Source organism: Leeuwenhoekiella sp. MAR_2009_132 (genome assembly GCF_000687915.1).
Lineage (GTDB): Bacteria > Bacteroidota > Bacteroidia > Flavobacteriales > Flavobacteriaceae > Leeuwenhoekiella.
On the sequence record NZ_JHZY01000004.1, the window covers coordinates 1,110,665 to 1,135,885 of the forward strand.

At 36.9% G+C, this 25,221-nt stretch carries 26 protein-coding genes and 1 pseudogene; 15 read left to right on the forward strand and 12 right to left on the reverse strand.

The genetic code is table 11. The features are described 5' to 3' along the window. Nucleotides 1-154 precede the first annotated feature (154 nt). The 4 genes from P164_RS13170 to P164_RS13190 all read left to right on the forward strand — a co-directional run bounded on the left by P164_RS13170 (nt 155) and on the right by P164_RS13190 (nt 5,447). Nucleotides 155-2,581, forward strand: coding sequence for a TonB-dependent receptor (locus P164_RS13170; RefSeq protein ID WP_028376800.1), 2,427 nt, complete (start codon nt 155-157; stop codon nt 2,579-2,581). A gap of 10 nt (nt 2,582-2,591) precedes the next feature. Beyond that, nucleotides 2,592-3,314, forward strand: a complete 723-nt coding sequence (locus P164_RS13175) for a DUF4198 domain-containing protein (protein ID WP_028376801.1) — start codon at nt 2,592-2,594, stop codon at nt 3,312-3,314. Between the two features lie 283 nt (nt 3,315-3,597). Then, a complete protein-coding gene (locus P164_RS13185) occupies nt 3,598-3,897 on the forward strand; it encodes a hypothetical protein (RefSeq protein WP_028376803.1) in 300 nt (99 codons plus the stop codon). Nucleotides 3,898-3,902: 5 nt separating this feature from the next. After that, entirely contained in the window at nt 3,903-5,447 is a 1,545-nt protein-coding gene (locus P164_RS13190) for a PepSY-associated TM helix domain-containing protein (RefSeq protein ID WP_028376804.1), read from the forward strand. On the opposite strand, the gene P164_RS13195 is transcribed toward P164_RS13190, so the two are convergent. After that, complete coding sequence (locus P164_RS13195) at nt 5,437-6,297, reverse strand: DUF6252 family protein (RefSeq protein ID WP_028376805.1); 861 nt, start codon at nt 6,295-6,297, stop codon at nt 5,437-5,439. The two genes, P164_RS13190 and P164_RS13195, sit on opposite strands and share 11 nt — an antisense overlap. 175 nt (nt 6,298-6,472) lie before the next feature. On the opposite strand from P164_RS13195, the gene P164_RS13200 reads away from it, so the two are divergent. From P164_RS13200 to P164_RS13230, 7 genes are all read left to right on the forward strand, one after another. Beyond that, complete coding sequence (locus tag P164_RS13200; protein ID WP_028376806.1) at nt 6,473-7,009, forward strand: 30S ribosomal protein S16; 537 nt, start codon at nt 6,473-6,475, stop codon at nt 7,007-7,009. 11 nt (nt 7,010-7,020) lie between these two features. Then, nucleotides 7,021-7,545 carry a ribosome maturation factor RimM gene (gene rimM, locus P164_RS13205; protein ID WP_028376807.1) on the forward strand — a complete coding sequence of 175 codons (525 nt, stop codon included), beginning with the start codon at nt 7,021-7,023 and terminating at the stop codon, nt 7,543-7,545. A gap of 72 nt (nt 7,546-7,617) precedes the next feature. Continuing rightward, nucleotides 7,618-8,289, forward strand: a complete 672-nt coding sequence (locus P164_RS13210; protein ID WP_051621413.1) for a methyltransferase — start codon at nt 7,618-7,620, stop codon at nt 8,287-8,289. Between the two features lie 140 nt (nt 8,290-8,429). After that, nucleotides 8,430-9,608: an acyl-CoA dehydrogenase family protein gene (locus P164_RS13215; protein ID WP_028376809.1), complete on the forward strand. Its 1,179-nt coding sequence runs from the start codon at nt 8,430-8,432 to the stop codon at nt 9,606-9,608. A gap of 78 nt (nt 9,609-9,686) precedes the next feature. Continuing rightward, the gene (locus P164_RS13220; RefSeq protein WP_028376810.1) at nt 9,687-10,463 is read left to right on the forward strand and encodes a DUF3050 domain-containing protein; all 777 of its coding nucleotides are present in this window, start codon (nt 9,687-9,689) and stop codon (nt 10,461-10,463) included. Nucleotides 10,464-10,498: 35 nt separating this feature from the next. Continuing rightward, on the forward strand, nt 10,499-11,395 hold the full coding sequence (locus P164_RS13225) for a metallophosphoesterase (protein WP_028376811.1): 897 nt from the start codon (nt 10,499-10,501) through the stop codon (nt 11,393-11,395). Between the two features lie 22 nt (nt 11,396-11,417). Continuing rightward, nucleotides 11,418-12,134: an SGNH/GDSL hydrolase family protein gene (locus tag P164_RS13230; RefSeq protein WP_035900107.1), complete on the forward strand. Its 717-nt coding sequence runs from the start codon at nt 11,418-11,420 to the stop codon at nt 12,132-12,134. 51 nt (nt 12,135-12,185) lie between these two features. On the opposite strand, the gene P164_RS13235 is transcribed toward P164_RS13230, so the two are convergent. The 7 genes from P164_RS13235 to trmB all read right to left on the reverse strand — a co-directional run bounded on the left by P164_RS13235 (nt 12,186) and on the right by trmB (nt 16,833). Next, on the reverse strand, nt 12,186-12,506 hold the full coding sequence (locus P164_RS13235; protein WP_028376813.1) for a 2Fe-2S iron-sulfur cluster-binding protein: 321 nt from the start codon (nt 12,504-12,506) through the stop codon (nt 12,186-12,188). A gap of 94 nt (nt 12,507-12,600) precedes the next feature. Then, nucleotides 12,601-13,509, reverse strand: coding sequence for a hydroxypyruvate isomerase family protein (locus tag P164_RS13240; RefSeq protein WP_028376814.1), 909 nt, complete (start codon nt 13,507-13,509; stop codon nt 12,601-12,603). Nucleotides 13,510-13,656: 147 nt separating this feature from the next. Continuing rightward, entirely contained in the window at nt 13,657-13,899 is a 243-nt protein-coding gene (locus P164_RS13245; RefSeq protein WP_028376815.1) for a NifU family protein, read from the reverse strand. A gap of 3 nt (nt 13,900-13,902) precedes the next feature. Further along, nucleotides 13,903-15,039: an Mrp/NBP35 family ATP-binding protein gene (locus P164_RS13250; RefSeq protein WP_028376816.1), complete on the reverse strand. Its 1,137-nt coding sequence runs from the start codon at nt 15,037-15,039 to the stop codon at nt 13,903-13,905. A gap of 140 nt (nt 15,040-15,179) precedes the next feature. Next, nucleotides 15,180-15,533 (reverse strand): MGMT family protein, encoded by a 354-nt coding sequence (locus P164_RS13255; RefSeq protein WP_028376817.1) that lies wholly within the window; start codon nt 15,531-15,533, stop codon nt 15,180-15,182. Further along, the gene (locus P164_RS13260) at nt 15,520-16,152 is read right to left on the reverse strand and encodes a LysE family translocator (protein ID WP_028376818.1); all 633 of its coding nucleotides are present in this window, start codon (nt 16,150-16,152) and stop codon (nt 15,520-15,522) included. The genes P164_RS13255 and P164_RS13260 overlap by 14 nt, the downstream gene beginning before the upstream one ends. A 6-nt stretch (nt 16,153-16,158) precedes the next feature. Then, nucleotides 16,159-16,833 (reverse strand): tRNA (guanosine(46)-N7)-methyltransferase TrmB, encoded by a 675-nt coding sequence (gene trmB / locus P164_RS13265; protein WP_028376819.1) that lies wholly within the window; start codon nt 16,831-16,833, stop codon nt 16,159-16,161. Between the two features lie 902 nt (nt 16,834-17,735). On the opposite strand from trmB, the pseudogene P164_RS19010 reads away from it, so the two are divergent. Further along, a pseudogene (locus P164_RS19010) lies at nt 17,736-18,002 on the forward strand (glycosyltransferase); the annotation flags it as partial. An 87-nt stretch (nt 18,003-18,089) separates the two neighbouring features. Here the strand turns inward: P164_RS19010 and P164_RS13275 are convergent. Next, entirely contained in the window at nt 18,090-19,175 is a 1,086-nt protein-coding gene (locus tag P164_RS13275) for a sensor histidine kinase (protein ID WP_028376821.1), read from the reverse strand. Next, nucleotides 19,175-19,858 carry a response regulator transcription factor gene (locus P164_RS13280; protein ID WP_028376822.1) on the reverse strand — a complete coding sequence of 228 codons (684 nt, stop codon included), beginning with the start codon at nt 19,856-19,858 and terminating at the stop codon, nt 19,175-19,177. The genes P164_RS13275 and P164_RS13280 overlap by 1 nt, the downstream gene beginning before the upstream one ends. A gap of 159 nt (nt 19,859-20,017) precedes the next feature. On the opposite strand from P164_RS13280, the gene P164_RS13285 reads away from it, so the two are divergent. Further along, nucleotides 20,018-20,995: an acyltransferase gene (locus P164_RS13285; RefSeq protein ID WP_028376823.1), complete on the forward strand. Its 978-nt coding sequence runs from the start codon at nt 20,018-20,020 to the stop codon at nt 20,993-20,995. Nucleotides 20,996-21,120: 125 nt separating this feature from the next. Here the strand turns inward: P164_RS13285 and P164_RS13290 are convergent, their stop codons facing one another. Both P164_RS13290 and P164_RS13295 read right to left on the reverse strand, forming a co-directional pair. Beyond that, nucleotides 21,121-21,591, reverse strand: coding sequence for an Lrp/AsnC ligand binding domain-containing protein (locus P164_RS13290; RefSeq protein ID WP_028376824.1), 471 nt, complete (start codon nt 21,589-21,591; stop codon nt 21,121-21,123). A gap of 58 nt (nt 21,592-21,649) precedes the next feature. Beyond that, nucleotides 21,650-23,014 (reverse strand): saccharopine dehydrogenase family protein, encoded by a 1,365-nt coding sequence (locus P164_RS13295; protein ID WP_028376825.1) that lies wholly within the window; start codon nt 23,012-23,014, stop codon nt 21,650-21,652. A gap of 73 nt (nt 23,015-23,087) precedes the next feature. Here P164_RS13295 and P164_RS13300 point away from each other — a divergent pair, with 73 nt between their 5' ends. Then, a complete protein-coding gene (locus P164_RS13300; protein WP_028376826.1) occupies nt 23,088-23,474 on the forward strand; it encodes a DUF423 domain-containing protein in 387 nt (128 codons plus the stop codon). A 71-nt stretch (nt 23,475-23,545) separates the two neighbouring features. After that, entirely contained in the window at nt 23,546-25,156 is a 1,611-nt protein-coding gene (gene pckA, locus P164_RS13305; RefSeq protein ID WP_028376827.1) for a phosphoenolpyruvate carboxykinase (ATP), read from the forward strand. Nucleotides 25,157-25,221: the final 65 nt, after the last annotated feature.

Below are 25,221 nucleotides of genomic sequence, written 5' to 3' on the forward strand. Positions count from 1 at the left end.
TATATATTAAAATAACTAATCAAACAACTGACTATCAAATTAATGAATAAATGTAATAATTATCTATTTAAATTAAGTCTAAATAAGTTTTGTTGTTTACAAAATCACAAATACATTTGCCCTTCAAAATTATATTAATTTAATCTAAATAACAATGCGTAACATTATAGGTGTTTTTCTCTTTACGCTAATCACTATTCAGGCCTCAGCTCAAACTGCGCAATTACAGGGTTTAGTTCAAAATTCTGCAGCTCAACCTTTAGAAGGAGCAACTATAGATGTAGGGAGAACTAATCTAGGGACTACAACAGATTTTAATGGAAATTTTTTACTTGATCAAATCCCAGCGGGTAACTACCGTATTACAATTTCTTACATAGGTTTTAAAACAAAATATTTAAATCTCACACTTGCCAATGGAGAAACTAAAAAACTTGGCGTACTAACGTTGCAGGAAAATCAGGAACAACTTGCAGCGGTAAGTATTAATGGCATAAAACACAATAAGTTTAATAGAGAGATGAGTATGAGTGTTTCTAAGATGCCCCTTGCCAATATCGAAAATCCTCAGGTCTATACGAGTATAACTTCAGCTTTATTAAAAGAGCAGGTAATTACTAACTTTGATGATGCGCTTAAAAATGCTCCCGGTATAGATAAGCTTTGGGAATCTACGGGTCGTGGCAGCGATGGTGCCGGCTATTTTTCGCTGCGCGGTTTTGCAACACAACCTAATCTCGTAAATAGTCTTCCTGCACTAACTAACGGAAGTCCTGACCCTGCAAATATTGAACATATAGATGTGATTAAAGGTCCTTCAGGAACACTTTATGGTAGCAGTTTAGTTTCTTATGGTGGACTTATAAATATTACTACTAAAAAACCGTTTTTCGGTTTTGGGGGTACATTGTCATACACCGCCGGTAGTTATGGTCTTAATAGGGTTACTGCAGATGTGAACACTTTATTAAGTCAGGACAAAAACATCGCCTTACGCGTAAATACCGCTTATCACACTCAAAACAGTTATCAGGATGCAGGTTTTAAGAAGTCGTTTTTCTTTGCTCCCTCATTAGCTTACCGTGTAAATGACCGCCTCTCATTTAGTCTAAATACTGAATTTTATAATGGAAAAAGCACCAACCAAACTATGCTTTTTCTTGACCGTGCTGCACCCCTTAGTGTGCATACTATTGAAGAGCTTGGTTATGATATCAACCGCTCCTATACCGGTAATGACTTGTATATACAAACTCCAACGTATAGTCTTCAGGCACAGATGAATTATAAATTAGATGATAATTGGACCTCTCAGACTGCTTTCTCGAGTTCGTCGTCAAAATCTGATGGCTATTACTCCTATTTATATGAAGGAACACAGTATACCACACTCGATGAGGGTATTAGTCTTTCCCGCTATATCAGCAAACAGAATTCAGAAACAAATGCTACAGACCTACAGCAAAATTTTATAGGAGATTTTAAAATAGGGTCGGTACGCAATAGGCTGGTCGTGGGGCTTGATTATTATAAAAACACCATAACTAACAACAGTTCTCCTTACGTGGCAAATGGTATGATTTATATTGGCGACAACCTTCAGGAGTTTAATGAAGAAGTACTTGGAAATACAGATCCTGCTAATTTTACAGATGATTCTGGTATATTAACCCAGGCGGGCACTAATGCTTTATTAGAAAACTCAGCGATAAATCCATCAAAGTCTGAACAGGAAATCTTTAGCGCATACGCTTCAGATGTCATAAATATTCTTCCAGAATTGTCTGCGATGTTAAGTTTACGTGTTGATCGCTTTAGCAATAACAATCACGCACAAACGGCACTGTCTCCAAAATTTGGTTTAGTATATCAACCCATTTTAGATAAGGTATCTATTTTTGCAAATTACATGAATGGTTTCAGTAATACGGCACCTGTAGAAGAACTTGCAGCTGGTATTACCACATTAAGAACTCTTGATCCCGAGCAGGCAAACCAGTTTGAAGTAGGTACAAAATTCAATCTTTATAAAAACAGAATTAGCGCCACATTAAGCTATTACGACATACAGGTAAAAGATAAAACACTGCGCGTAGATGTTGATGCCAATAATTATTTCTTTACCCAAAACGGAACTCAGGAAAGTAAAGGTTTTGAAGCCAGTCTAATAGCAAACCCCATAGATGGCTTAAATCTGATAGCCGGGTATAGTTATAATGACAGTAAGCTTGTAGAAGGAGCTGCAGATTTTAAAGGCCTAAGACCAGAAAGTGCAGGGCCTGAAAATCTTATGAATCTTTGGGCAAGTTACCAATTAACAGCCGGTAAATTAGAAGGATTAGGTTTTGGTTTTGGTGGAAACTATGCAAGCGAGAACAAAATCTTCAACCGAAATTTAGGCGGCACCTTTACACTTCCTGAATACACCATTTTGAATTCATCAATCTTCTACGGAACTTCTGATTACCGCATTTCACTAAAGCTAGACAATATTACCAATAAATCGTATTACAAAGGCTGGTCAACAATTAGTCCTCAAAACAAACGGTCTTTGCTCGCCAATTTTACTTATAACTTTTAAAATTTTAAAGATGAAAAAATTAATCCTACTATTCACAATTGTACTTTTAAGCAATTCAAACACTGCATTTGCACATTACCTATGGTTAGAAACCAGTGCTAAAGGAAACCTTAACGAATCTCAGGAGGTGCAGGTTTTCTTTGGGGAATATGCCTACGGTGTTGTTGAAGAAGCACAGGGTGAAGCATTTAAAGGTGTACGTGATTTTAAACTTTGGCTGGTTGACCCTTCCGGAAAAAAACACCTCCTTAAAACAACAGCAAAAGCAGATCACTATTCTGCCGAATTTACCCCTAAAGTTGACGGTGTTTATCTCGTGTATCTTGAAAATCAAAATATAGATGTCCTGGATTATACACAATATGACTTCGGAATATTTAAACCAGTTTATAAAACATTTAAACAAGTAAATGTAAATTCTGAAGAATCTGTTAATCCTGCACTTTTTACCGAAGGTCTCGTAATTAAAGAACTGCAAAACGATTCTAACGAAGTTAAATTACAGGTTTTATACAATGGCTCTCCTTTAAACAAAGCAGAAGCTACAGTATCTATGCTTGATTTATGGACAAAAAAAATTACCACAGACGAAAACGGTATCATAAGCTATGCGAAACCATTTAACACTAAATATATCGTTGAAGTAACTCATAATGAAAAAACACCCGGAGCCTTTAAAGGGGTAGATTATGAATTTATTTGGCATTGTGCAACTTATACCAGCTTACCTTAATGCTAGTTATTGCCTGCTCCTTACTAATGGTTGGTTTTTATCTGATGTATAGTACATCGGGTAAGAACCAACCTAAAAAAGCTACCATAGAAAAAACTAAAACCCCGAAGAATAGATGGGTTCTCAATTCTTTCGGACTGTACCTGCTATGTATAGGTTATGGTATTTTTATGAATGAATTGGGCATTGGTTCAGGTTTTTTTACGGCCAGCATCACCTTGATGACTTTTAGCTGCCTCCTATTAATTCTAGCTCCTTTAAATCTTTTTAAAACTAAATAACAGTGCCGGCAAACTCAAAATATTTAACGACTTCCCGGGCACAACGCCTCCTACGCCTACTTACAGGATTTGTAGGTGGCTATGCAATAACTACATTAGTACATTTACTAGCTGCATCATATGTATCAAAAAGCATAGCTCTAATAACATTTACTTTTAGCGGCTTTATTCTTTGGGCGGTATTATTTATAACTGCATACATTCCGAAGAAAACCTGGCATGCCCTTGTAATTTATACCGGTATTTCGGTGATTTTGGGGATGGTTTTATTTTGTGTACCAGCTAATCAACCCACACTATAATAACTATGGGAAATCGACTTTACAATCTGTTTTTTAGTTTACATACGGTAAGTGGTATCGTGATTAGCGTGGCATTATATATCATTTTTTTTGCAGGTTCTTTTTCATTTTTTAGAGATGACATCATTGCCTGGGAACGCAATCAAAATACGTTAACAAATGATAACTTACCTGCTCAGATAGATCCTATACTAGACAGTCTCAATTCACGTTACAACCTAAATAGCCGAGATGTAACTCTAAAGACGTATTATGCAGAAAGACGTGTTAGCATCAGTCTGACTGCCCAAAAAGACACCTTATTAAAAAACCCAGATGCCGGAGCACATTTTTTTTATTTAGATCCGCTAGAGTTTACTGAGCAAACCTATACAGAATCCTATACGCTGGGCGAGTTTTTATACAGGCTTCATTTTCTAACCCAGTTTTTTTATCCGGTAGGTTATTATGTTTCCGGCTTTGTTGCCTTCTTTTTTCTAATTGCGATACTTACAGGATTGCTCATTCACTGGAAAAAAATAGTAAGCAACTTCTATACATTCCGCCCTTGGGCGAAATTAAAAACCTTATGGACCGATGCGCATACCGCACTAGGTTTTATAGGACTTCCTTTTCAATTTGTACTTGCTGTAACCGGAGCCTTTTTTATGCTTAAAATTTTACTGCTTACTCCTGCTGCGGTTACTCTATATGGTGGTGATGAGCAAAAAATATATGAAGAGCTCGAGTATGACACACCCGCATTTGAGTTTGCAAATCAAAAATTAGCACGCAAACCAGAACTCGATTTAGTTTTAAAAAATACCAGAACAGATTGGCCAGACTTTGATATAAACGAGTTAATCATAAATAATTACGGCGACGCTAATATGTATGTCACTGTTAAAGGACAGCAGGATTATAGTGCAAAATTTAATGCTCCCGGACAATTACAATATTGCGTAGCTACTGGCGAAACAACGATTATAAAAAACCCATACGCTAATGCCTCATATCTTGACAGCGTAAAAAATGTAATGTATCGGCTACATTTTGGAGATTATGGAGGGTACTTACTACGCATCATTTCATTTTTATTAGGCATCATTACCTGTGTAGTTATAATCTCTGGTGTGATGATTTGGTTGCTGGCAAGAGACAAGAAGAATGCTCCCATAAAAAAGCGAACGTTTTACAGGCGAGTCGCTTTGGTTTACCTCGCAATTTGTTTAAGTATGTATCCTGTAACTGCGGTAAGCTTTGTTGTTGTAAAGTTTGCACATTCTTTAAATGAAACGTTTCTATACTGGTTTTATTTAGGAATCTGGGCTTTGGCAAGTTTGTATTTAATACTTAGAAAAAACAGAACTTACTGTATAAAATTCAGTTTGTTATGGGGAAGTATCTTTGGTTTTTTTATACCTATAGCTAACTATATTATGACTGGTACCGGAATCTGGAAAAATTTTGCGGCGGCTAATTATCAAATTGCTTTTGTAGATCTATTCTGGATCATTTTAGCAACCTGTACCCTATTTGCTTTTTTTAAAATAAAAAAATCTAATAGTTAAACCCAAATCTACCATCTGTTATTTGTACAGTACTCGATCCCTGTGCTGTAAAAGAGAATGTGCCTCCCACAGATCTTGCATCTCTATTATGTGAAGTTATGGTTAGTGTTCCGCTTTGAACTATTGGGTTTGTATTTGAAGATTGATACGAAGCCTGATAAGGACTCGTAACTGAAAAATCTGTTAAAGGATAGGTACCCGGTTCAATATTCTTTGGAAAAACTAATCGAATTACAACAGAACTTTGATTCCCAGACCCTAATATAGCTGTTGAACCTGCTGATGCATTAACACTTATAGGATTAAATGTATTTCCGTTTATTCTACAGTAAAAAGAAGTTGCAACTACTGGAATTTCTTCGGGAACCGGTGGTTTTTTATAAAAAGGAACTTCATAAAAATAGCCTTTAGTAAAATATACATCACTGCTATCTACCTGTGATCGCGCCCTAAATCTAAAAGATCCCGTATACGTACTATCTTCTATTCGCTCAACTACGATTGAGCCTTCACCGTCAATTAGTGTCGAAAACTCTTTCCCGGAGGCCGAAATATATGTTGCGTAAGTAGGGTTATCAGGCTCTATATTAAAAACACCTTCACCATAAAAAGGTAGCGTAAGGCTTACCTGCTCTTCATTTAATATACCCGATAAGCGAATTACCGGTACCGAATTGCCAGGAACAGTAACCTCAAGATTATCTTCATCAACAACTTCTGCCCTAGATATATTAGCTTTAAAAAAAACCGTGTCACATATCGCTTGAAAAGCCGGTGTGTTGAAGCTCACATCGTCTGTACAGGAAATAATAGAAAGCAGACCTAAAAAAGCAGCAAGGTTCTTCAACATAACACGTTAAGTATAAGGAATCAAATTTAAGATATTATAGATTAAAAACGTATTGACAGCCAGAAAATTGTAGTATATTTGCGCCCTCATTTAGAGAAACTATTTTTAAGCCTGTGTTTAATTATAGTATTCAACAAATTATAATCGAGGTCGGGTACCTCAAAAATTAATTTTTATGCCAGTAAAAATCAGATTACAAAGACACGGTAAAAAAGGAAAACCTTTTTATTGGGTAGTAGCCGCAGATACGCGCGCTAAACGTGATGGTAAATTCTTAGAAAAACTAGGAACTTACAATCCAAACACAAATCCTGCGACTATTGATTTAGACGTAGATTCATCAGTAAAATGGTTGCAAAACGGGGCTCAGCCTACTGAAACTGCAAAACGTTTACTTTCTTACAAAGGTGTTTTATTGAAAAATCATTTAGCCGGTGGTGTACGTAAAGGTGCGCTCACTGAGGAGCAAATGGAAGAAAAATTCAATGCTTGGTTAGAAGAAAAATCTTCTAAAGTAGAGTCTAAAAAAGACAATCTATCTAAAGAACAGGAAAAGGCAAAGAAAGAGGCTTTAGCTGCTGAAAAAGCTGCGAACGAAGCTCGTATCGCTGCTGCTCAACCTGAAGAAGTAGCTGAAGAGGCTGCTCCTGAGGCAGAAGCTGCAACTGAAGAAGCTCCTGCGACTGAAGAAAACAACGAAGAAGCTAAATAAATAAACTCACGATGCGCAAAGAAGAATGTTTCTATCTGGGCAAAATCGTGCGAAAATTTAGTTTTAAGGGCGAGTTACTAGCTAAGCTAGATACCGATGAGCCTGAAATGTATGAAAATCTGGAATCAGTATTTGTCGATTTTAACGGCAATCTGGTTCCATTTTTTATTCATTCTTGCCAGCTGCATAAATCTACATTACTTCGTATTGATTTTGAAGACGTAAACACAGAAGAAGATGCAGAAGATCTAATTAATGCAGAACTTTTTTTACCGCTTTCAATGTTACCTCCACTTGAAGGCACACAGTTTTATTACCACGAGATTATAGGTTTTACGGTAAAAGATATTTCTTTTGGGGAAGTGGGCACCATAACCGGTGTAAACGATAATACCTCTCAGGCCCTTTTTGAAATTGATCATAAAGGCAAAGAAGTCTTAATTCCTATTAACGATGACTTTATCAAAGAAGTAGATCGCACTACAAAAATCATTACAATTGATGCGCCAGAAGGCTTGATTGATATTTACATCTAGCCTCTAATTATTCTTTAAGTGTCAAAGCCTTTTAAATTTAAAGAGTTTACAATAGCTCAGGATCAATGTGCCATGAAAATAGGTACAGATGGCGTTTTGCTGGGTGCCTGGGCACCGGTAACTCATTTTCCAGATGCTATACTTGATATAGGCACCGGTACCGGCATTATTGCTTTAATGCTTGCTCAGCGCTCTGACGCCGAGCTTATAGATGCCTTAGAGCTTGATGATGCTGCATACGAACAAGCCGTGTCTAATTTTGAAAATGCGCCCTGGGGAGATCGCCTTTTTTGTTATCACGCACATTTATATGAGTTCGCAACAGAAATTGAAGATAAATACGATCTAATTGTATGTAACCCTCCCTATTTTGAAGGAAATGCCCCCCTTACCGAACAAAAAAACTCAGCTCGGGAGCAAGCACGTTTTGAAGACGCAATGCCTTTTGATTTACTGGTTGCTTCTGCCCGTCACTTATTAAACACAAACGGTATTTTTTGTGTAATAATTCCCAACGCACGTGAAGAAGAATTTTTAAGCCTTGCTTCAAAAACAGGTTTATATCCTTCAAAAATCACGCGTGTAAAAGGTACTGCTGCAGCAACATCCCCCAAGCGTTCTTTAATAGCTTTTACCACTCAAGAAACTAATCCGGAAGAAGACACGCTAATTATTGAGATTCAAAGACATGTCTACACGTCTCAATACATAGATCTTGTCAAAGATTTCTACCTCAAAATGTAGCGCTCATTTGAGCATTTTAATCTAAAAAATTGTAATATTAGTTATAGATTTTTTGTCATTTTCTACAAAAACAAAGAGTATAACCGCTATTAATTCAATCATTTTAAATTTAAAATATTTAAAATGAAAATATTACAATTATGAAACCAGATCTTTTTGAGTCTCCAGATTACTACAATTTAGATGACCTGCTAACTGATGAACAAAAACTTGTACGCACAGCAGCAAGGGATTGGGTAAAGCGCGATGTATCGCCCATAATTGAAGAGGCGGCACAAAAGGCTGAATTCCCAAAACAAATAATAAAAGGGCTTGCAGATATTGGGGCTTTTGGCCCATACATTCCTGAAGAATATGGCGGCGCAGGACTAGATCAAATTTCGTACGGACTTATTATGCAGGAAATAGAACGCGGTGACAGCGGGGTTCGCTCTACGGCTTCCGTACAATCATCGCTGGTTATGTATCCCATTTTTAAATTTGGGAATGAAGAACAGCGTCAAAAATACCTTCCGAAGTTAGCCAGTGGCGAATATATGGGATGTTTTGGCCTTACGGAGCCCGATCACGGCTCCAACCCTGGCGGTATGGTGACTAACTTTAAAGACAAAGGCGATCACTATTTATTAAATGGTGCAAAAATGTGGATATCCAATTCCCCTTTTGCAGACATCGCTGTAGTCTGGGCAAAAAGCGAAGAAGGACGTATTCACGGTCTTATCGTAGAACGCGGAATGGAAGGGTTTTCAACTCCAGAAACACATAATAAATGGTCATTGCGCGCCAGCGCAACAGGCGAACTGATATTTGACAATGTAAAAGTGCCTAAAGAAAATCTACTACCCAATAAATCTGGGTTGGGTGCACCGCTTATGTGCTTAGATTCGGCTCGCTTTGGAATTGCCTGGGGGGTCATTGGCGCAGCTATGGATTGTTATGACACTGCACTGCGCTATGCAAAAGAACGTCATCAATTTGGAAAGCCTATTGGTTCTTTTCAACTTCAGCAGAAAAAACTAGCAGAAATGATTACTGAAATTACAAAAGCTCAATTACTGGCGTGGCGTTTAGGAACATTGCGCAATGAAGGCAAAGCTACTTCTGCACAAATCTCTATGGCAAAAAGAAACAATGTCGATATGGCTCTCAAAATTGCACGTGATGCACGCCAGATTTTAGGAGGCATGGGTATCTCGGGAGAGTATAGTATTATGAGACATATGATGAATTTAGAGAGCGTGGTAACCTATGAAGGTACACACGACATTCATTTGCTTATAACCGGCATGGATATCACGGGTTTAAATGCATTTAAATAATAGTACTATAAATAATATCAAGGTTTAAACTAAGCTATAATCTTAATAGTTTACTAGTTTTGCGAGAAAATACAGAGTATGATTGAGGATGTGAATAAGGCGATCGCCCCGTATCAAGACCAGTTATTAAATCACCGTTTGTATAAAAATTTACGTACTCCGGCAGATTTAAAGGCTTTTATGCAACATCACGTTTTTGCTGTCTGGGATTTTATGTCACTACTAAAAGCCCTTCAGTTTGATTTAACTAAGGTTTCTACACCCTGGTATCCTTTAGGAAATCCTGAAATACGCTATCTAATTAATGAGATAGTTTTAGCTGAAGAAACAGATTTAAATCCTGATGGGAAACGTCAAAGTCATTTTGAAATGTACCTTGACGCGATGGCAAAGTCAGAAGCTTCCACCGAAAAAATAAACTCTTTTTTAAGTCATATCACCCACGGCACAGATATTTTTCTGGTAATAGCAGTGAGTGAAATCCCAGAAACTGTAAAAGAATTTCTACGATTTACATTTGAAACTATTTCTGAAGGTAAAGCACATAAGATTGCAGCTGCTTTTACCTTTGGCAGAGAGGATCTTATACCCAGTATGTTTACAAAAATAATTGAAAACATACAGCAAAATTTCCCTATGGAAGATCTTACTCTGTTTAAATATTACTTTGACCGTCACATCGAGTTAGATGGTGATGAGCACGGGCCTATGGCCTTACAAATGGTTTCAGAATTATGCGGCGATGACCCTGTAAAATGGGAAGAAGTAAAACAAACTGCTGTAACTGCTCTTAAAAAACGTTGCGTGCTTTGGAATGGAATTGATCAGGAAATAGTTTCTAAAATCACAGCTTAAAGAATCATAGAGTATCTTTAATTAAAAGATAATCTATGTCATTTATCTCCAGATTCGATAAGGCTTTTAAAAATGCTCCTGTCGTAACTTTTGACGACTCCAGTAAATTTATTCTATTTAGTGATTGCCACAGAGGTGACAATAGCGGTGCAGACGATTTTGCTAACAACCGCAATATTTACTATCACGCCTTAAAGCAATACTATCAAAATGATTTTACATATTGCGAATTAGGCGATGGTGATGAACTCTGGGAAAATCTAAACTTCAGTACGCTGTTTGAATCCCATAAAAATATTTATGGTTTAATGCAATTGTTTTACAATGAAAAGAGATTGCATTTACTATGGGGAAATCACGATATGATTTATAAAAATAAAAGTCAGGTTGAGAAAAATCTCTATAGTTTTTTCGATCGAAAAACAAATACCCAACAACCACTATTTCCGGGAATACAAGTTCACGAAGCGCTAATATTAAAACATGCACAAACCGGCCAAGAGCTATTTTTATGTCATGGTCATCAGGCAGATTGGATGAATTATGTAGGCTGGCAATTCAATCGGTTTTTAGTACGTGTATTGTGGAGACCGTTGCAAGGAGCCGGAATTTCTGACCCCACCAGCCCTGCAAAAAACTACTTAGAACTTATTAAGGTAGAACGCAAGACTAAAAAGTGGATTACAGAACGAAATAACCAATTCACAATAACCGGTCACACACATAGACCACGCTTTCCCGAACCCGGCGATATTGCCTATTTTAATGATGGCAGCTGTGTACATCCCAGAAGTATAACCGGTTTAGAAATTGAAAATGGAGCCATCTCACTTATAAAATGGCAAATTGCAACTACAGATGATGGTGTACTTAAAATTGTACGTGTTTTATTAGAAGGACCACAGAAGCTTATTGATTATAAAACCGAATAGCCGGGCTCAGCGTATATCTAATATGAACACATTTCTATTTAAGTACGCATATCTCGTTTTAATTATAATTATTGCGACCAGCTGCAGCGCTTCGGCAGAATTAGAAAAAGAAACCAGTACTTCTTTTGAACAATCATATTCCTATCTCGCCTTAGGAGACAGCTATACTATAGGAGAAAGCGTTTGCGATAACTGTAAGTTTCCAATACAACTCAAAAATAGATTTGAAACCACAGCAAGTAGCGGTTTAGAAACTACTATAATTGCCCGTACAGGCTGGCGTACAGATAATCTTATAAGTGCCTTAGCCAGTGAGAATCTCAATCCTAATTTTGATCTTGTCACCCTTCTGATAGGTGTAAATAATCAATATCAGGGAATCGTATTTTCTGAATATCAAAAAGACTTCAAAACTCTTTTAGAAACTGCAATACAACTAGCACAAGGAGATGCAGCACGCGTTGTTGTTATTTCAATACCCGATTATGCTTACACACCATTCGGTTTAAATTATAGAAACCCGGAAGATATTTCTAGTGAAATAGATGAATACAATACTTATGCTAAAGAGCTTTCTGAAGCTAGTGGAGTGGTTTTTTTAAATATCACAGACATTACCAGAAAAGGCTTATCTCAACCCAATCTGGTTGCTTCTGATGGTTTACACCCTTCTAAAGATGCTTATGCTTTATTTGTAGAGCGTCTAGTATTAATAGTAGAAAATATACTAAATAAATAAAGCCTTAACGAAAGAAATCATTAAGGCTTTATTTTAATTTTAGGGTTTATTTTAACTCTCAGGAGCTAATTTGACTTCTAATCCGTTTAAATCTGGTGTTATAGGAATTTGACAACCCAGACGACTGTTATCTTCTACATAAAAGGCTTCAGAAAGCATTGCCTCCTCATCATAGCCCATCTCATTTAATTTATGGTCAGATACGATGTAACATTGACAAGAAGCACACATAGCCATTCCGCCGCAGGTACCTTCAACAGGAAGCTCGTACATTTTACACACTTCCATTAAATTAAGATTCATATCTGTAGGTGCTTCAAGCGCATGTGCTACACCTTCCCGGTCAATTACTGTGATTGTTATATCCTGCATATCTGCTTTTCTTAAGAGGGTGCTAAATTAGTAAAAAACAGCTTTAGACCACCTTCAAAACCTACTAAAAGAATAGGATTATATAAGAAGTCTACTAAACATCACAAATTTTTACACCTTCTCTTAAAGCTGCTATTTTATCATCATAAGTAGGAATAAATTCCTGAGCCACATAACCTGTATATCCTGTTTCTAAAATAGCTTTAATTATTGCAGGATAGTTTAGCTCCTGACCATCATTAATCTCGTGACGACCCGGTACACCACCCGTATGGTAGTGCGCGATATAGGAATGATAATCTTTTATCGTGCGTATAACATCACCCTCCATAATCTGCATATGATAGATATCGTATAAAAGTTTAAAATTTTCAGAACCTATAAGTTCACATAGCTTTACACCCCAGGGAGTATGATCACATTGGTAATCTTTATGGTCTATTTTACTGTTTAATAATTCCATAATTAGGACCACATTTTTTTCTTCGGCTTGTTTTATTAAAGGAGCCAGACCTTCTGCACAGTTTACGAGACCTTCATCTTCAGAAAGCTCACGTCTGTTTCCTGAAAACACAATTACATTTTTTATGCCTTGTGCCGAAGCTTTATCAATTAAAACACTGTACTGCTCCTGAAGGGATGCGTGATTGTTTTTATCATTAAAACCGTCTTGTATATTAGCAAATGTATCTGTGGCAACAGCACACTTTAATCCATATTTTTCAGCAACCTCCCACTCTTCAGGTTTCAATAAATCAATTCCTTTTAAGCCTAAACCAGCTGCACTTTTAGCGAACTTATCTAAAGGCATTGAGCCATAGCACCAGTAACATGCAGAATGGTTTACATTTCCTTTTAAAGAATCATCTTCTGTTGTGGCAATGGTTGCCTCTGAACTATTTGGCGAATCTTTGCAGCTTAAAGCGGTTAATCCTAAACTTATACCAGAGGTTGTAAGTGCGATGTTTTTTAAAGCGTTTCTGCGACCGTTAGAATGGCTCATAATATATTGACGTTTGTAATTTAATTAAAACTAATCATTTACTTTATAAAATGTACATTTTACGCTTATAAAAATAATTCTTAAGCAAAAAAAAAGCAGTTTTGATAAGAACAAAACTGCTTTTATAAACTATTTCTTAAATAGATTCTACGCGACTACATTAATAACATTCTGAATTTGAGGCGCGTGTTTTTTAATAGTCATCTCTACACCACTTTTAAGGGTCATTTGGTTTACACTACAACCCACACATGCACCTTCAAGTTGAACTTTAACTGTAGTACCATCTTCAATACTTAATAATGCAATATCGCCACCGTCACTTTGTAAAAAAGGTCTGATTTCTTCTAACGCATCTTCAACTTTACCTTTTAATTCTAAATCTGTCATAATCTATTTTTTAACGGCAGAACAGCCGGCCATTGTAGTGATTTTTACCGCTTCGGTAGGTGGTAAATCATCATTACGCTTCACTAATTCTTCTACTGTATTACGCATCATGCTTTCAAAAGACGCTGCTAAAATAGTATCATTTTGCAATGCTGCAGGATGACCTACATCTCCTGCTTCACGTATACTTTGTACTAATGGAATTTGAGCCAGTAAGCGTACGCCTAAATCTTCTGCAAGGTTACGCGCGCCATCTTTACCAAATATATAATACTTATTGTCTGGTAACTCTTCTGGTGTAAACCACGCCATATTTTCTACAATACCTAAAACCGGTACATTGATACTCTCTTGCTGAAACATTGCAACTCCTTTTTTAGCATCTGCTAAAGCAACATTTTGTGGCGTACTTACTACTACAGCTCCTGTTAACGGCATCGCCTGTACAATACTTAAGTGAATATCTCCTGTTCCCGGAGGTAGATCTACCAATAAGAAATCAAGTTCACCCCAGGCTGCATCAAAAATCATTTGATTTAAGGCCTTAGAAGCCATAGGTCCTCGCCATACTACAGCCTGATCTGGCTTAGTAAAAAATCCTATCGAAAGAATTTTTACACCATAACTTTCTACAGGTTGCATTTTTTGCTTACCATCTACTTTAACAGATAGCGGCTTAGCATCCTGAACATCAAACATTATAGGTATAGAAGGCCCATAAATATCTGCATCAAGTATACCCACTTTAAAGCCCATTTTTGATAGACTTACAGCAAGATTTGCGGTAATTGTAGATTTACCTACACCTCCTTTACCAGAAGCTACAGCAATTATATTTTGAATACCGGGAATAGGTTTTCCTTTAATTTCGTTTTTAGCCTGCTTTTCTGGAGCATTAACACGCACATTAACCTTTACCTGAGCTTTCATATGCACTTCTGCATGTATCACTTTCATGATCTCAACTTCGGTTTTCTTTTTTGCTTGTAAACTAGGGTTAGTAATTGTAATATCTACGATAACCTCATCGCCAAAAGTGACAACATTTGTTACCGCACCACTTGTTACCATATCTTCTCCCTCACCAGGCGCACTAATGGTTTTCAGTGCATCGTATATTGCTTGTTTTTCTAACTTCACGTTAACTTACTTAGATTGATTCTAAAAATACAAATATAGGCTGAAAACTTCAGAAATCGAAAGAGTTATTACCTATCTCTTTATTGATTAGTTCTATTATGAGATGTTATCTAGCCTTGAATCTTAGCCGAAAAATTACACTAATCATTACGCTCAAAACCCAGTTCTTTTACAGGATCCCAAAGATGTTTTTTAAAATCTTGTAGTTGGTCATTTATCACTACATGCCCTTCACTTTCTAAGAGCTGTTGCATTAAATTGGTTCCCGGAAAATGATGCTTCCCGGTAAGCAAACCATTTCTATTAAGTACACGATGCGCAGGAACATCTTCGAGTTTAGAACACCCGTTCATTGCATAACCAACAATACGCGAACTACCTGCAGCACCCAGGTATTTTGCAATTGCCCCATAGGAGGTTACTTTCCCATACGGAATTTGACGTACAACCGTATATACCTGCTGATAAAAACCAAGTGTTTCAGGTTTTGGCATATAACATGCGTATAAGCGTGAGCGCTACCAATACGACCATTAACGCAGCCATAAAGTAGTTAGAATATTTAGCGAAGTTGCGGGGTTCATTTTGAATTCGGTTAAACCCTACAACATAAATATAAAGGGCTGTAAATGTGCCTGAAGCTGCAGCAAGTACAAAAAGTAATACTTCTACTAAGCCATTATTTATAGAACTGGTCACATTAAAAGCGGCACTTAAAGCACAGAAATAAGGTATAGGAAGAACATTAATAAGTGCGACCAGCATCCCTTTTGCAAAACTTTTTCTACCTGAATGTTTAGGTATTTCTACCTCTTTAACTTTATTCTTTTTTGCTGCGATAAAAAAATAGACAGCAAGCAGACCAAATATTACTATACCTGTACGCAATAAGGTATTACGCACAATAGGGTGGCTAAAAATATAGCGAGCGAGAAGAATGGCAACAAAAGCCTGTACTAAAACTACTATAGAAGCCCCTAAAGCTACTAACATCCCATTACGTTTACCTCTGTGAACACAGGTTTTAGCGACAGACATGTTTACTAAACCCGGAGGCAAAACCCCAAGAAACGCAGCAAAATAAGTGATAAAGAATAGTTTTGTTATTTCCAAAAGCCTCTAGTTGATCCTGAATTTAATATATGTTATAGGTTTTCCTATTTCAAGATACTGTTTTTCATAAAAAGTCTGTATCTCAACCACTTCTTTTGGAGCATCGTGATTTATATAAATATTATGGTGTGCATATAAAATCTCGTGACCTAAACCTTCAAGCAGGCCTAAAGTGTAGCCATGCATATACTCGCTATCGGTTTTTAAATGCATCAAACCTTCAGGCTTTAATACCGTTTTATAGCGTTCTAAAAAATGTGGATTAGTCATGCGGTGTTTAGTACGCTTGTATTTTATTTGAGGATCAGGAAATGTAATCCATATTTCAGACACCTCATTTTCTGCAAACGCTTTATCTACCAACTCAATTTGAGTACGCATAAAACCTGCATTAGTAATCCCTTCTTCCAGGGCAGTTTTTGCACCTCTCCAGAAGCGAGCACCTTTTATATCTATTCCTAAAAAATTTTTCTCTGGAAAGCGTTTTGCAAGCCCTACGGTATACTCACCCTTACCACAACCCAATTCAAGGACGATAGGCTGATCCTTTTTAAAAAAATCGCGATTCCAGTTTCCTTTTAAAGAAAACTCCTGATCTGTAAGGTCTTTTCGCTCAGGCTGTACGACATTACTAAATGTTTCATTCTCGCGAAAACGTCTTAATTTATTTTTACTTCCCAAACCAGGTCTCTAATTGATTAAAAAATTACGCGCCAAAGATACGAGTACTCTTGTAATAGTACCTGCTTTATTGAGATTGAAATACCAGATAACATAGAAATAACATATCTTAATATTTTTAAACCCTTAATTTTCAACAATTTAAACCTACCATATAATCTGTAAATAATAGAAAAAACTTAGTAGGTTTAATAGTTTAATAATCTATCGGAAACATTTGTGTTTGAGACTTGTCTCAATTTTGTAATGTGCAAAAATTAAAAACTATACTTGTAGCGCCTCTAAACTGGGGTTTGGGTCATGCAACGCGATGCGTGCCTATAATACGCGAGCTCCTATTTGAGGGGTTTGAGGTTATAGTTGCAAGTGATGGTCAGGCGTTAGAGTTGCTCAAAAAAGAGTTTCCGCAGTTAAAAGCTATAGAACTGCCTTCTTATAAAATTGAATATGCAAAAAACGGCAAACATTTTAAGTGGAAAATGTTATTGCGCAGTCCAAAAGTTTTAACGGCTATTCGCAAAGAGCGGGAACAGTTAAAGAACCTGGTAAAACTGAAAACTATTGACGGTGTAATTTCTGACAACAGATTAGGTCTGTATCACGCTGATATTCCTACCGTATTTGTCACGCATCAATTACAGGTATTAAGCGGAAAAACAACAAAGCTTACATCTGCGATGCACCGTAATTATATTAAACGTTTTGATGAATGCTGGGTTCCAGATTTTGAAAAAGAACCTAATCTTAGCGGAAAATTAGGACACCCTATAAACTACACGATCCCGGTAAAATATATAGGTGCTTTATCACGCCTAAAAGCAGAAGAACACAAATCTATTTACGATGTTATGGTTTTGCTAAGTGGTCCCGAACCTCAGCGCACCGAGCTCGAAGAAATATTAATGCATGAACTAAAGCACTATAAAGGTCAGGTCTTATTTGTACGTGGAGTAATTGAAGAAACGCAAACAAGTTATGTAAAAGACCACATGAAGATTGTAAACTATATGGAGTCTGCAGATTTACAGTGTGCATTGTGCTCTAGCGATCTTATAATAAGTAGATCTGGCTATACTACAGTAATGGATTTAGTAAAGCTGGGTAAAAAGGCTTTTTTTATACCCACGCCCGGGCAAACAGAGCAGGAATATCTGGCAAAACGTTTTCAGAAAGCCGGGATAGTGCCCTATTCTGAACAGGAAAAATTTAGAATTAAAGACTTAAGTAAAGTAAAAGTCTATAGCGGCTTTAATAGATTATCCAATCAATGGGTCCTTGAAGAGGGTAGTTTCCGGAAGCTCTTCGGCCTTTTCGAGGGTAAAAGAAAACTCAGATCCCACTCCAAAATCACTTTCTATATAAATCTTTTCGTCATGGGCTTCAATAATGTGCTTGACGATAGAAAGACCTAAACCAGAACCTCCTTCGCGACGTGACCCACTTTTATCTACACGGTAAAAACGCTCAAATAAGCGTGGTATATGTTCTGAGGCAATACCTTCACCATTATCGGTTACCCGTACAATTACTTTGTTTTGTATTAAATTTTCTATGGAAACTTCAGTAGTACCGTCTTGCTTCCCGTATTTAATAGAATTTACAATAAGGTTAGTAAGTAATTGCTGTATGCGCTCTCGATCTGCATTAACCATTATAGGACCATTGTAAGGCATATCATAGGCTAGTGTAATATTCTTTTTAGCAGCTTTCATCTCTAGTAAGTCAAACGTGTTTTTTACAAGCTCGACCATATCAAAATACTCATAGCGTAAATTGAGATCTCCCACTTCTAACTTTGAGATCATATCAAGATCACTTACTAAGTAAACTAGACGCTCTACGGCTGCAGCTGCACGCTTAAGATACTTTTTGCGTACGGTTTTATCTTTCATCGCCCCGTCAAGCAAGGTATGTATATAACCCTGAGTTGTAAAAAGAGGTGTCTTGAGCTCGTGAGCCACATTACCCATAAACTCCTTTCTGTACTCTTCCCGTATTTTTAACGATTCAATTTCTAATTTTTTACTAGCTGCAAAGCGCTCTACTTCTTTAGTAAGCGTTCCCATATCTGTTGTAACCTGCCCTCTTCTTAATGTGGTAACATCAAGCAACGACACGTCATCATATATTTTTTTTACCCGCTTGTAAATAAACTTTTCAACCCGAACCTGGAGAATAACAAACGAAAAACAAAAACTAAGGAAGAAAAAACTAATAAGCCAGGCAACACTTAACCGTCCTTCAGTATAGAAAAAAACGCCCACAAAGAGCGTTAAGAAAACAGTTATATAAAAGGCTGAAAAACCCGCAAAGCGATATGATTTTTTAAAATTAGCAGACATTAAACAACAAATTTATAACCTACACCTTTTATAGTTTTAAATCGTTTATCTCCTATTTTTTCACGTAGCTTTCTAATATGAACATCTATAGTTCTACCCCCTACAACAACCTCATTGCCCCACACTTTATCAAGAATATCCTCCCGTTTAAATACTTTACCGGGCTTTGAAGCTAATAGCGATAACAATTCAAATTCTTTTCTGGGAAGCACCAGCTCTTTCTTGTCTTTGATAATTTTATATTCTTCCCGATTTATAATAAGATCTCCTACTTTAACAAGCGCATCTCCCTCTTCTTCCTCTTTAAGTCTTCGTAGCAGGGCTTTTACTTTACTTACTAAAACTTTAGGCTTTATAGGTTTTGTAATGTAATCGTCTGCACCAGCATCGTAGCCTGCAACTTGAGAATAATCTTCACCACGTGCCGTTAAAAACGTGATTATGGTTTCTGCATGTTCAGGAAGTTTACGTATTTGCTCACACGCCTCGATACCATCCATCTCGGGCATCATAACATCTAAGATAATAAGATGTGGATTGTGCTTTTTTGCCATCTTAACACCTTCTTTACCGTTTTCTGCAGTAATAACCTGATAACCTTCATTACTAAGATTATACCCTACAATCTCCAGGATATCTGGCTCATCATCAACGAGCAAAATTTTAATTTCCTTTTTCTTCATGCGTATAAAGATTTAATGTAATCGTAAAGATAAGGTTTAAATCGTGGCACAGCATTGCTATTTACATTGGTAACATTTAGATAAAGTTGAGCAGCTTATCGCTAATATATAGGAAAAGAGACTTTCATTTTAAATACCTTTACAATCCTAATTAATGGTATGCACCCTAACGCAATTTTTGATATATCCAGTACGTCACAGTTTAAAGATATGGCACTACAATCTTTTAAACATCAGTGGCAATTTAACCCGGTTTACCGTAGGTTTTGCGATCATTTACAAGTTGATCCCGAGACGATTAAAACGATTGAAGAAATTCCGTTTTTACCCATTCAGTTCTTTAAACAATTTGATGTATTGGCCTCTACAGACCCCGTTCAAACTACATTTACAAGCAGTGGCACTACAGGAAGTACAACCAGCAAACATCACGTTACAGATCTTGATTTATACATAAAAAGTTTTCGCGAAAGCTTTAGGATACATTATGGAAACGTTAAAGAATATACCATACTCGCATTATTACCCTCCTATCTGGAGCGTGATGGATCTTCATTAATTTTAATGGTAGATCAACTCATTAAAGACAGCAATCAACCAGACAGTGGTTTCTATTTAAATAATTATGCATCACTTAGTGAAAAATTAAAACGTCTTAATGCCGAAGGTAAAAAAGTGTTACTAATAGGCGTATCGTTTGCTTTATTAGATTTAGTTGAAGCGTACAGATTTAACCTGAATTCTACTATAATTATGGAAACAGGCGGTATGAAAGGCAGGCGGAAAGAACTTATACGCGAAGAGCTTCATGCCATCTTAAAGGAAGGATTTGGCGTTAGTGAAATTCACAGTGAATACGGTATGACCGAATTATTATCGCAGGGCTACTCAAATGGAAACGGGATCTTCACCACACCACCCTGGCTTCAGGTTTTTATGCGTGATACAGAAGACGCGCTGCAACTTGTAAAACCGGGAACTACAGGCGGAATAAATGTTATAGATCTCGCCAATCACAACTCCTGCCCGTTTATAGCAACTCAAGATTTAGGTAAAAAAATCGACGAAAATCGGTTTGAGATATTAGGCCGTTTTGACACCTCCGACATTCGCGGTTGCAATCTAATGGTATTTTAAAAAAATAAAAAAAATGTGTAAGCTAACTAACGTATAAGCGACTATATAAGCGTTCATAATTGATTGGTTAGTTAAGTTGAAAAACCCGGATACTTTAAGCTTTTAAAGTGCCGGGTTTTTTATGCTTAAATTTGTATTTGTCGTTCTATTTGCTGATTTAAAGAAATAAAGGTCTCGGTACGAGAAACGCCTTCAATAGCCTGTATTTTCTTATTGAGTAAATGCATCAAATGCTCGTTGTTTTTACAGAGAATTTTAATAAAAACAGACCAGTTTCCTGTTGTGTAGTGACATTCTATAACCTCAGGTATTTCCTCAAGTTGCTTTACCGCTTTAGGATTACTCATCGCCCTGTCTAAATAAATACCTACAAAGGCCATAGTATTGTAGCCTAAAATCTTAGGATCTACTATAAAACGAGAACCTGCTATTAATCCTGACTTTTCTAGTTTTCTAAGACGTTGATGAATTGCCGCACCAGAAATACCTACCTGCCGTGCAATCTCTAAAATAGGTTTTCGGGCATCATCCATAAGTTGTCGCAAAATAATTTTATCAATTCCGTCAATTGCGATCTGTTCATTTACAATTTTCATAAGACACTATTTGTAACTAAAAGTACTACTTCTACTTATATTAGTAAACCAACTGCCATTATAAGTGATGCGGATTATAACCTAAATAGGGAACTTCATATTCTCTAAATACAATACCGTAGTTTTCTAATTCTTTTAAAATAGGCTCATAAACCGCTCTAGTAACTGGAAGTTGTACACCAGGCTGTGTGATTTCTTTATTTAAAATTTTTAATGTTGCTATAGCTACAGGCAACCCTACAGTTTTTGCCATTGCAGTATAGGTTTGATTCTCACCTACACTCACCATGGTAGCGTCTATTTGCTTTTGCGCTCCGTTTAATTCATACCCAAACTTGTGATACATCACAATCATATCCTTATCAGTTTCTTCTAAAGTCCATTTATCTTCTAGAATACGTTGCAAGCATTGCGCAGGAGTAGCGTTTTTAAGTCGCAGTAATTTTGAACCATTAAACAGGTCGAGTTCTAATAATTTATCCCACAACAAATCATCCTGATCTATTTTGAGCATGTGTCTCAATTTTAATTGCACTGAGTCTGTAGGAGAATAGGGCAAAAACAGATTTGTAAATTCTCTATAACTCATATGCTCTGTATCTTGTAATGTATAACTGTCATCGGTCATACCCAGCTGCACAAATAAATTCCAGGCTCTAGAAAAACCTACCCTACGCATCGTGCCTCTATATAAAGTAAGCACGTCTTCAAGACCGTAAATGCTTCGGTATTTTAAAGAGTTGCGATTTGCGTATGCCTCAAAGCGACCGTGACCTTCAACATCCAGAAATTCGGTACGTCTAAAAAGACGGTGATAAGGTATGTATTTAAAGGTTCCTTCCTGAATAAATTCTGCAACACCACCCTGCCCTGCCAGCACAACATTTCTGGGATTCCAGGTAAACTTATAATTCCACAAATTCGTATCGCTATCAGGAGCGAGCAAACCCCCGCAAAATGACTCAAACAGTACAATCTTTCCTCCCTGGTCTCGTATTCGATCTATAACCCGCATGGCACTCATATGATCAATGCCAGGGTCAAGACCTATTTCATTCATAAAGATTAAGCCTTTTGCTTTCACAGCTTCATCTAATTGCAACATCTCATCACTTATATAAGAGGCGGTAACCAGGCTTTTACTCAATGTCAAACAGTCTTTGGCAACGGTATAATGTAGGTGTGCAGGCAACATGCTAACAACAATATCTACAGATGCGATTTGTTGTTGGCGAGCTTGAGCATCTAAGATGTCTAATGCTATCGCTTCGGCATAAGATGTATTCTTTATTAAACGAGCGGCATTTTCTAGAATTTGATCTGCTACAATTAGTCGCAGTTGTTCTATTTCCGCCTTATCTAAAAGATATTGAATTAATTGTGCAGTAGATTTTCCTGCACCTATAATTAAGATTTTTCGCATAATAATGTTTTAATTTTGCCTGCGTTGAGTTACTAGAAAATTAGTCATTTGATAGCGCTTAAAAAAAGTTCTAATGAAAAGAAAAATACTTATTACCGGTTCAATTTTAGGTTTAACAGCTGTGATCTTAGGAGCATTTGGTGCTCACGGGCTTAAGGAAAGTCTAAGTACTGAAGCTATAAATTCTTTTGAAACAGGAGTACGTTATCAAATGTATCATTCTTTTTTATTACTTATTGCCGGTAGTTTTTTACCCTTAAATTCTAAAGCACTAAAAACTGTTTTCTATTTAGTAATTAGCGGCATTCTTCTTTTTAGCGGCTCTATTTACTTGCTAACAACAAAACCCCTTACCGGAATAGATATTTCTGCTATAGGCTGGATAACACCCATAGGAGGAGCACTACTTATATCTGCCTGGATTTGCATCTGTTACACCCTTATCAAATCTGCAAAATAATTAGTTAAAATTAAATTATTTGCGAAAATAAAGACTTAATTTTGCCTCGTATTTACTAAAAATTCAATTTTATGGCTTCAAGCGCCCTATTAACGAAAACGATTGCGTTGTCAAAATACGGAATCAAAAATGCCACAACTTATTATCAATTAGAACCGGAAGAGCTTCAATCTATTAGTCTAGATCTGGGTCAGGGACAAGAAACCTCTACAGGCGCCCTGGCTATAGAAACAGGCAAATTTACCGGAAGATCACCTAAAGATCGTTTTATTGTAATTGATGAACTTACTCGTGACGATGTCTGGTGGGGAGATATCAACATCCCGTTTGACAGTCAAAAATTTAGTCATCTTATGGAAAAAATGACAACCTATTTATCTGATCGAAACTTATATGTGCGCGATGCTTTTGCTTGTGCAGATACGCGTTTTCGTTTAGGCATTCGTGTCATTAATGAGCATCCCTGGTCTAATCTCTTTGCATACAATATGTTTTTGCGCCCTAACGAGCAGGAACTTGAAAATTTTAAAGAAGATTGGCTCATTATAAATGCTCCTGGCTTTAAAGCAAATCCAGAGTTAGACGGTACACGGCAGGAAAATTTTGCTATTGTAAATTTTAAAGAAAGAACAATCTTAATAGGCGGAACAGGTTACACCGGTGAAATTAAAAAAGGTATATTCTCGGTTCTCAATTTCTTACTACCTACCGAAAAAAATGCACTTCCTATGCACTGTTCTGCAAATGTGGGAGCAGATGGGCAGACTGCCTTATTCTTTGGTTTATCAGGAACCGGTAAAACGACATTAAGTGCAGATCCTAAACGAAAACTAATAGGAGATGATGAGCATGGCTGGTCTGCAGATAATTCTATTTTTAATTTTGAAGGAGGCTGCTATGCAAAAGTGATCAACCTTTCTAAAGAACAAGAGCCAGATATTTTTAATGCAATTAAAAAAGGTGCTCTTTTAGAAAATGTGGTTTTAAATGAAGACAACTCTGTAGATTTTGAAGACACATCAATTACTCAAAACACGCGTGTAAGCTACCCCATACATCACATAAAAAACATTCAAAATCCTTCGACAGGAACTACCCCTAAAAATATTTTCTTCTTAACAGCAGATGCGTTTGGGGTGCTACCTCCCATTTCAAAACTAACACCTGGTCAGGCAGCTTATCATTTTATAAGTGGCTATACCGCTAAAGTTGCAGGTACAGAAGCCGGTGTTCAAGAACCTATACCTTCATTTTCGGCTTGTTTTGGAGCACCATTTATGCCTTTACACCCAACACGTTATGCCGAAATGTTAAGCGAAAAAATGAAAGCTGCCCAGGTAAATGTATGGCTGGTAAATACAGGCTGGACAGGCGGATCTTACGGTGTAGGGGAGCGTATGCCTTTAAAATATACTCGTACTATGATAAATGCAGCATTAAACGGTGATTTAGGCCCATTAAATTATGAGAACTATCACATACACTCTGTTTTTGGCCTTGCACAACCGCGTACCTGCCCGGGAATTCCTAATTATATTTTGAGCCCACGACAGTCATGGGATAATGAAGATGCGTATTACAAGACTGCTTTTAAACTTGCCGCAGCATTCAAAGAAAACTTTAAAAAGTTTGAGGCATTTGCAAGTGATGAGATTATGGCCGGGCAGCCGCCTTTAGGATAATCTTAAAATACAATAACTAAAAAAGGCTCCTTAAAGGAGCCTTTTTTATGAGTTAAAGTAGAAAA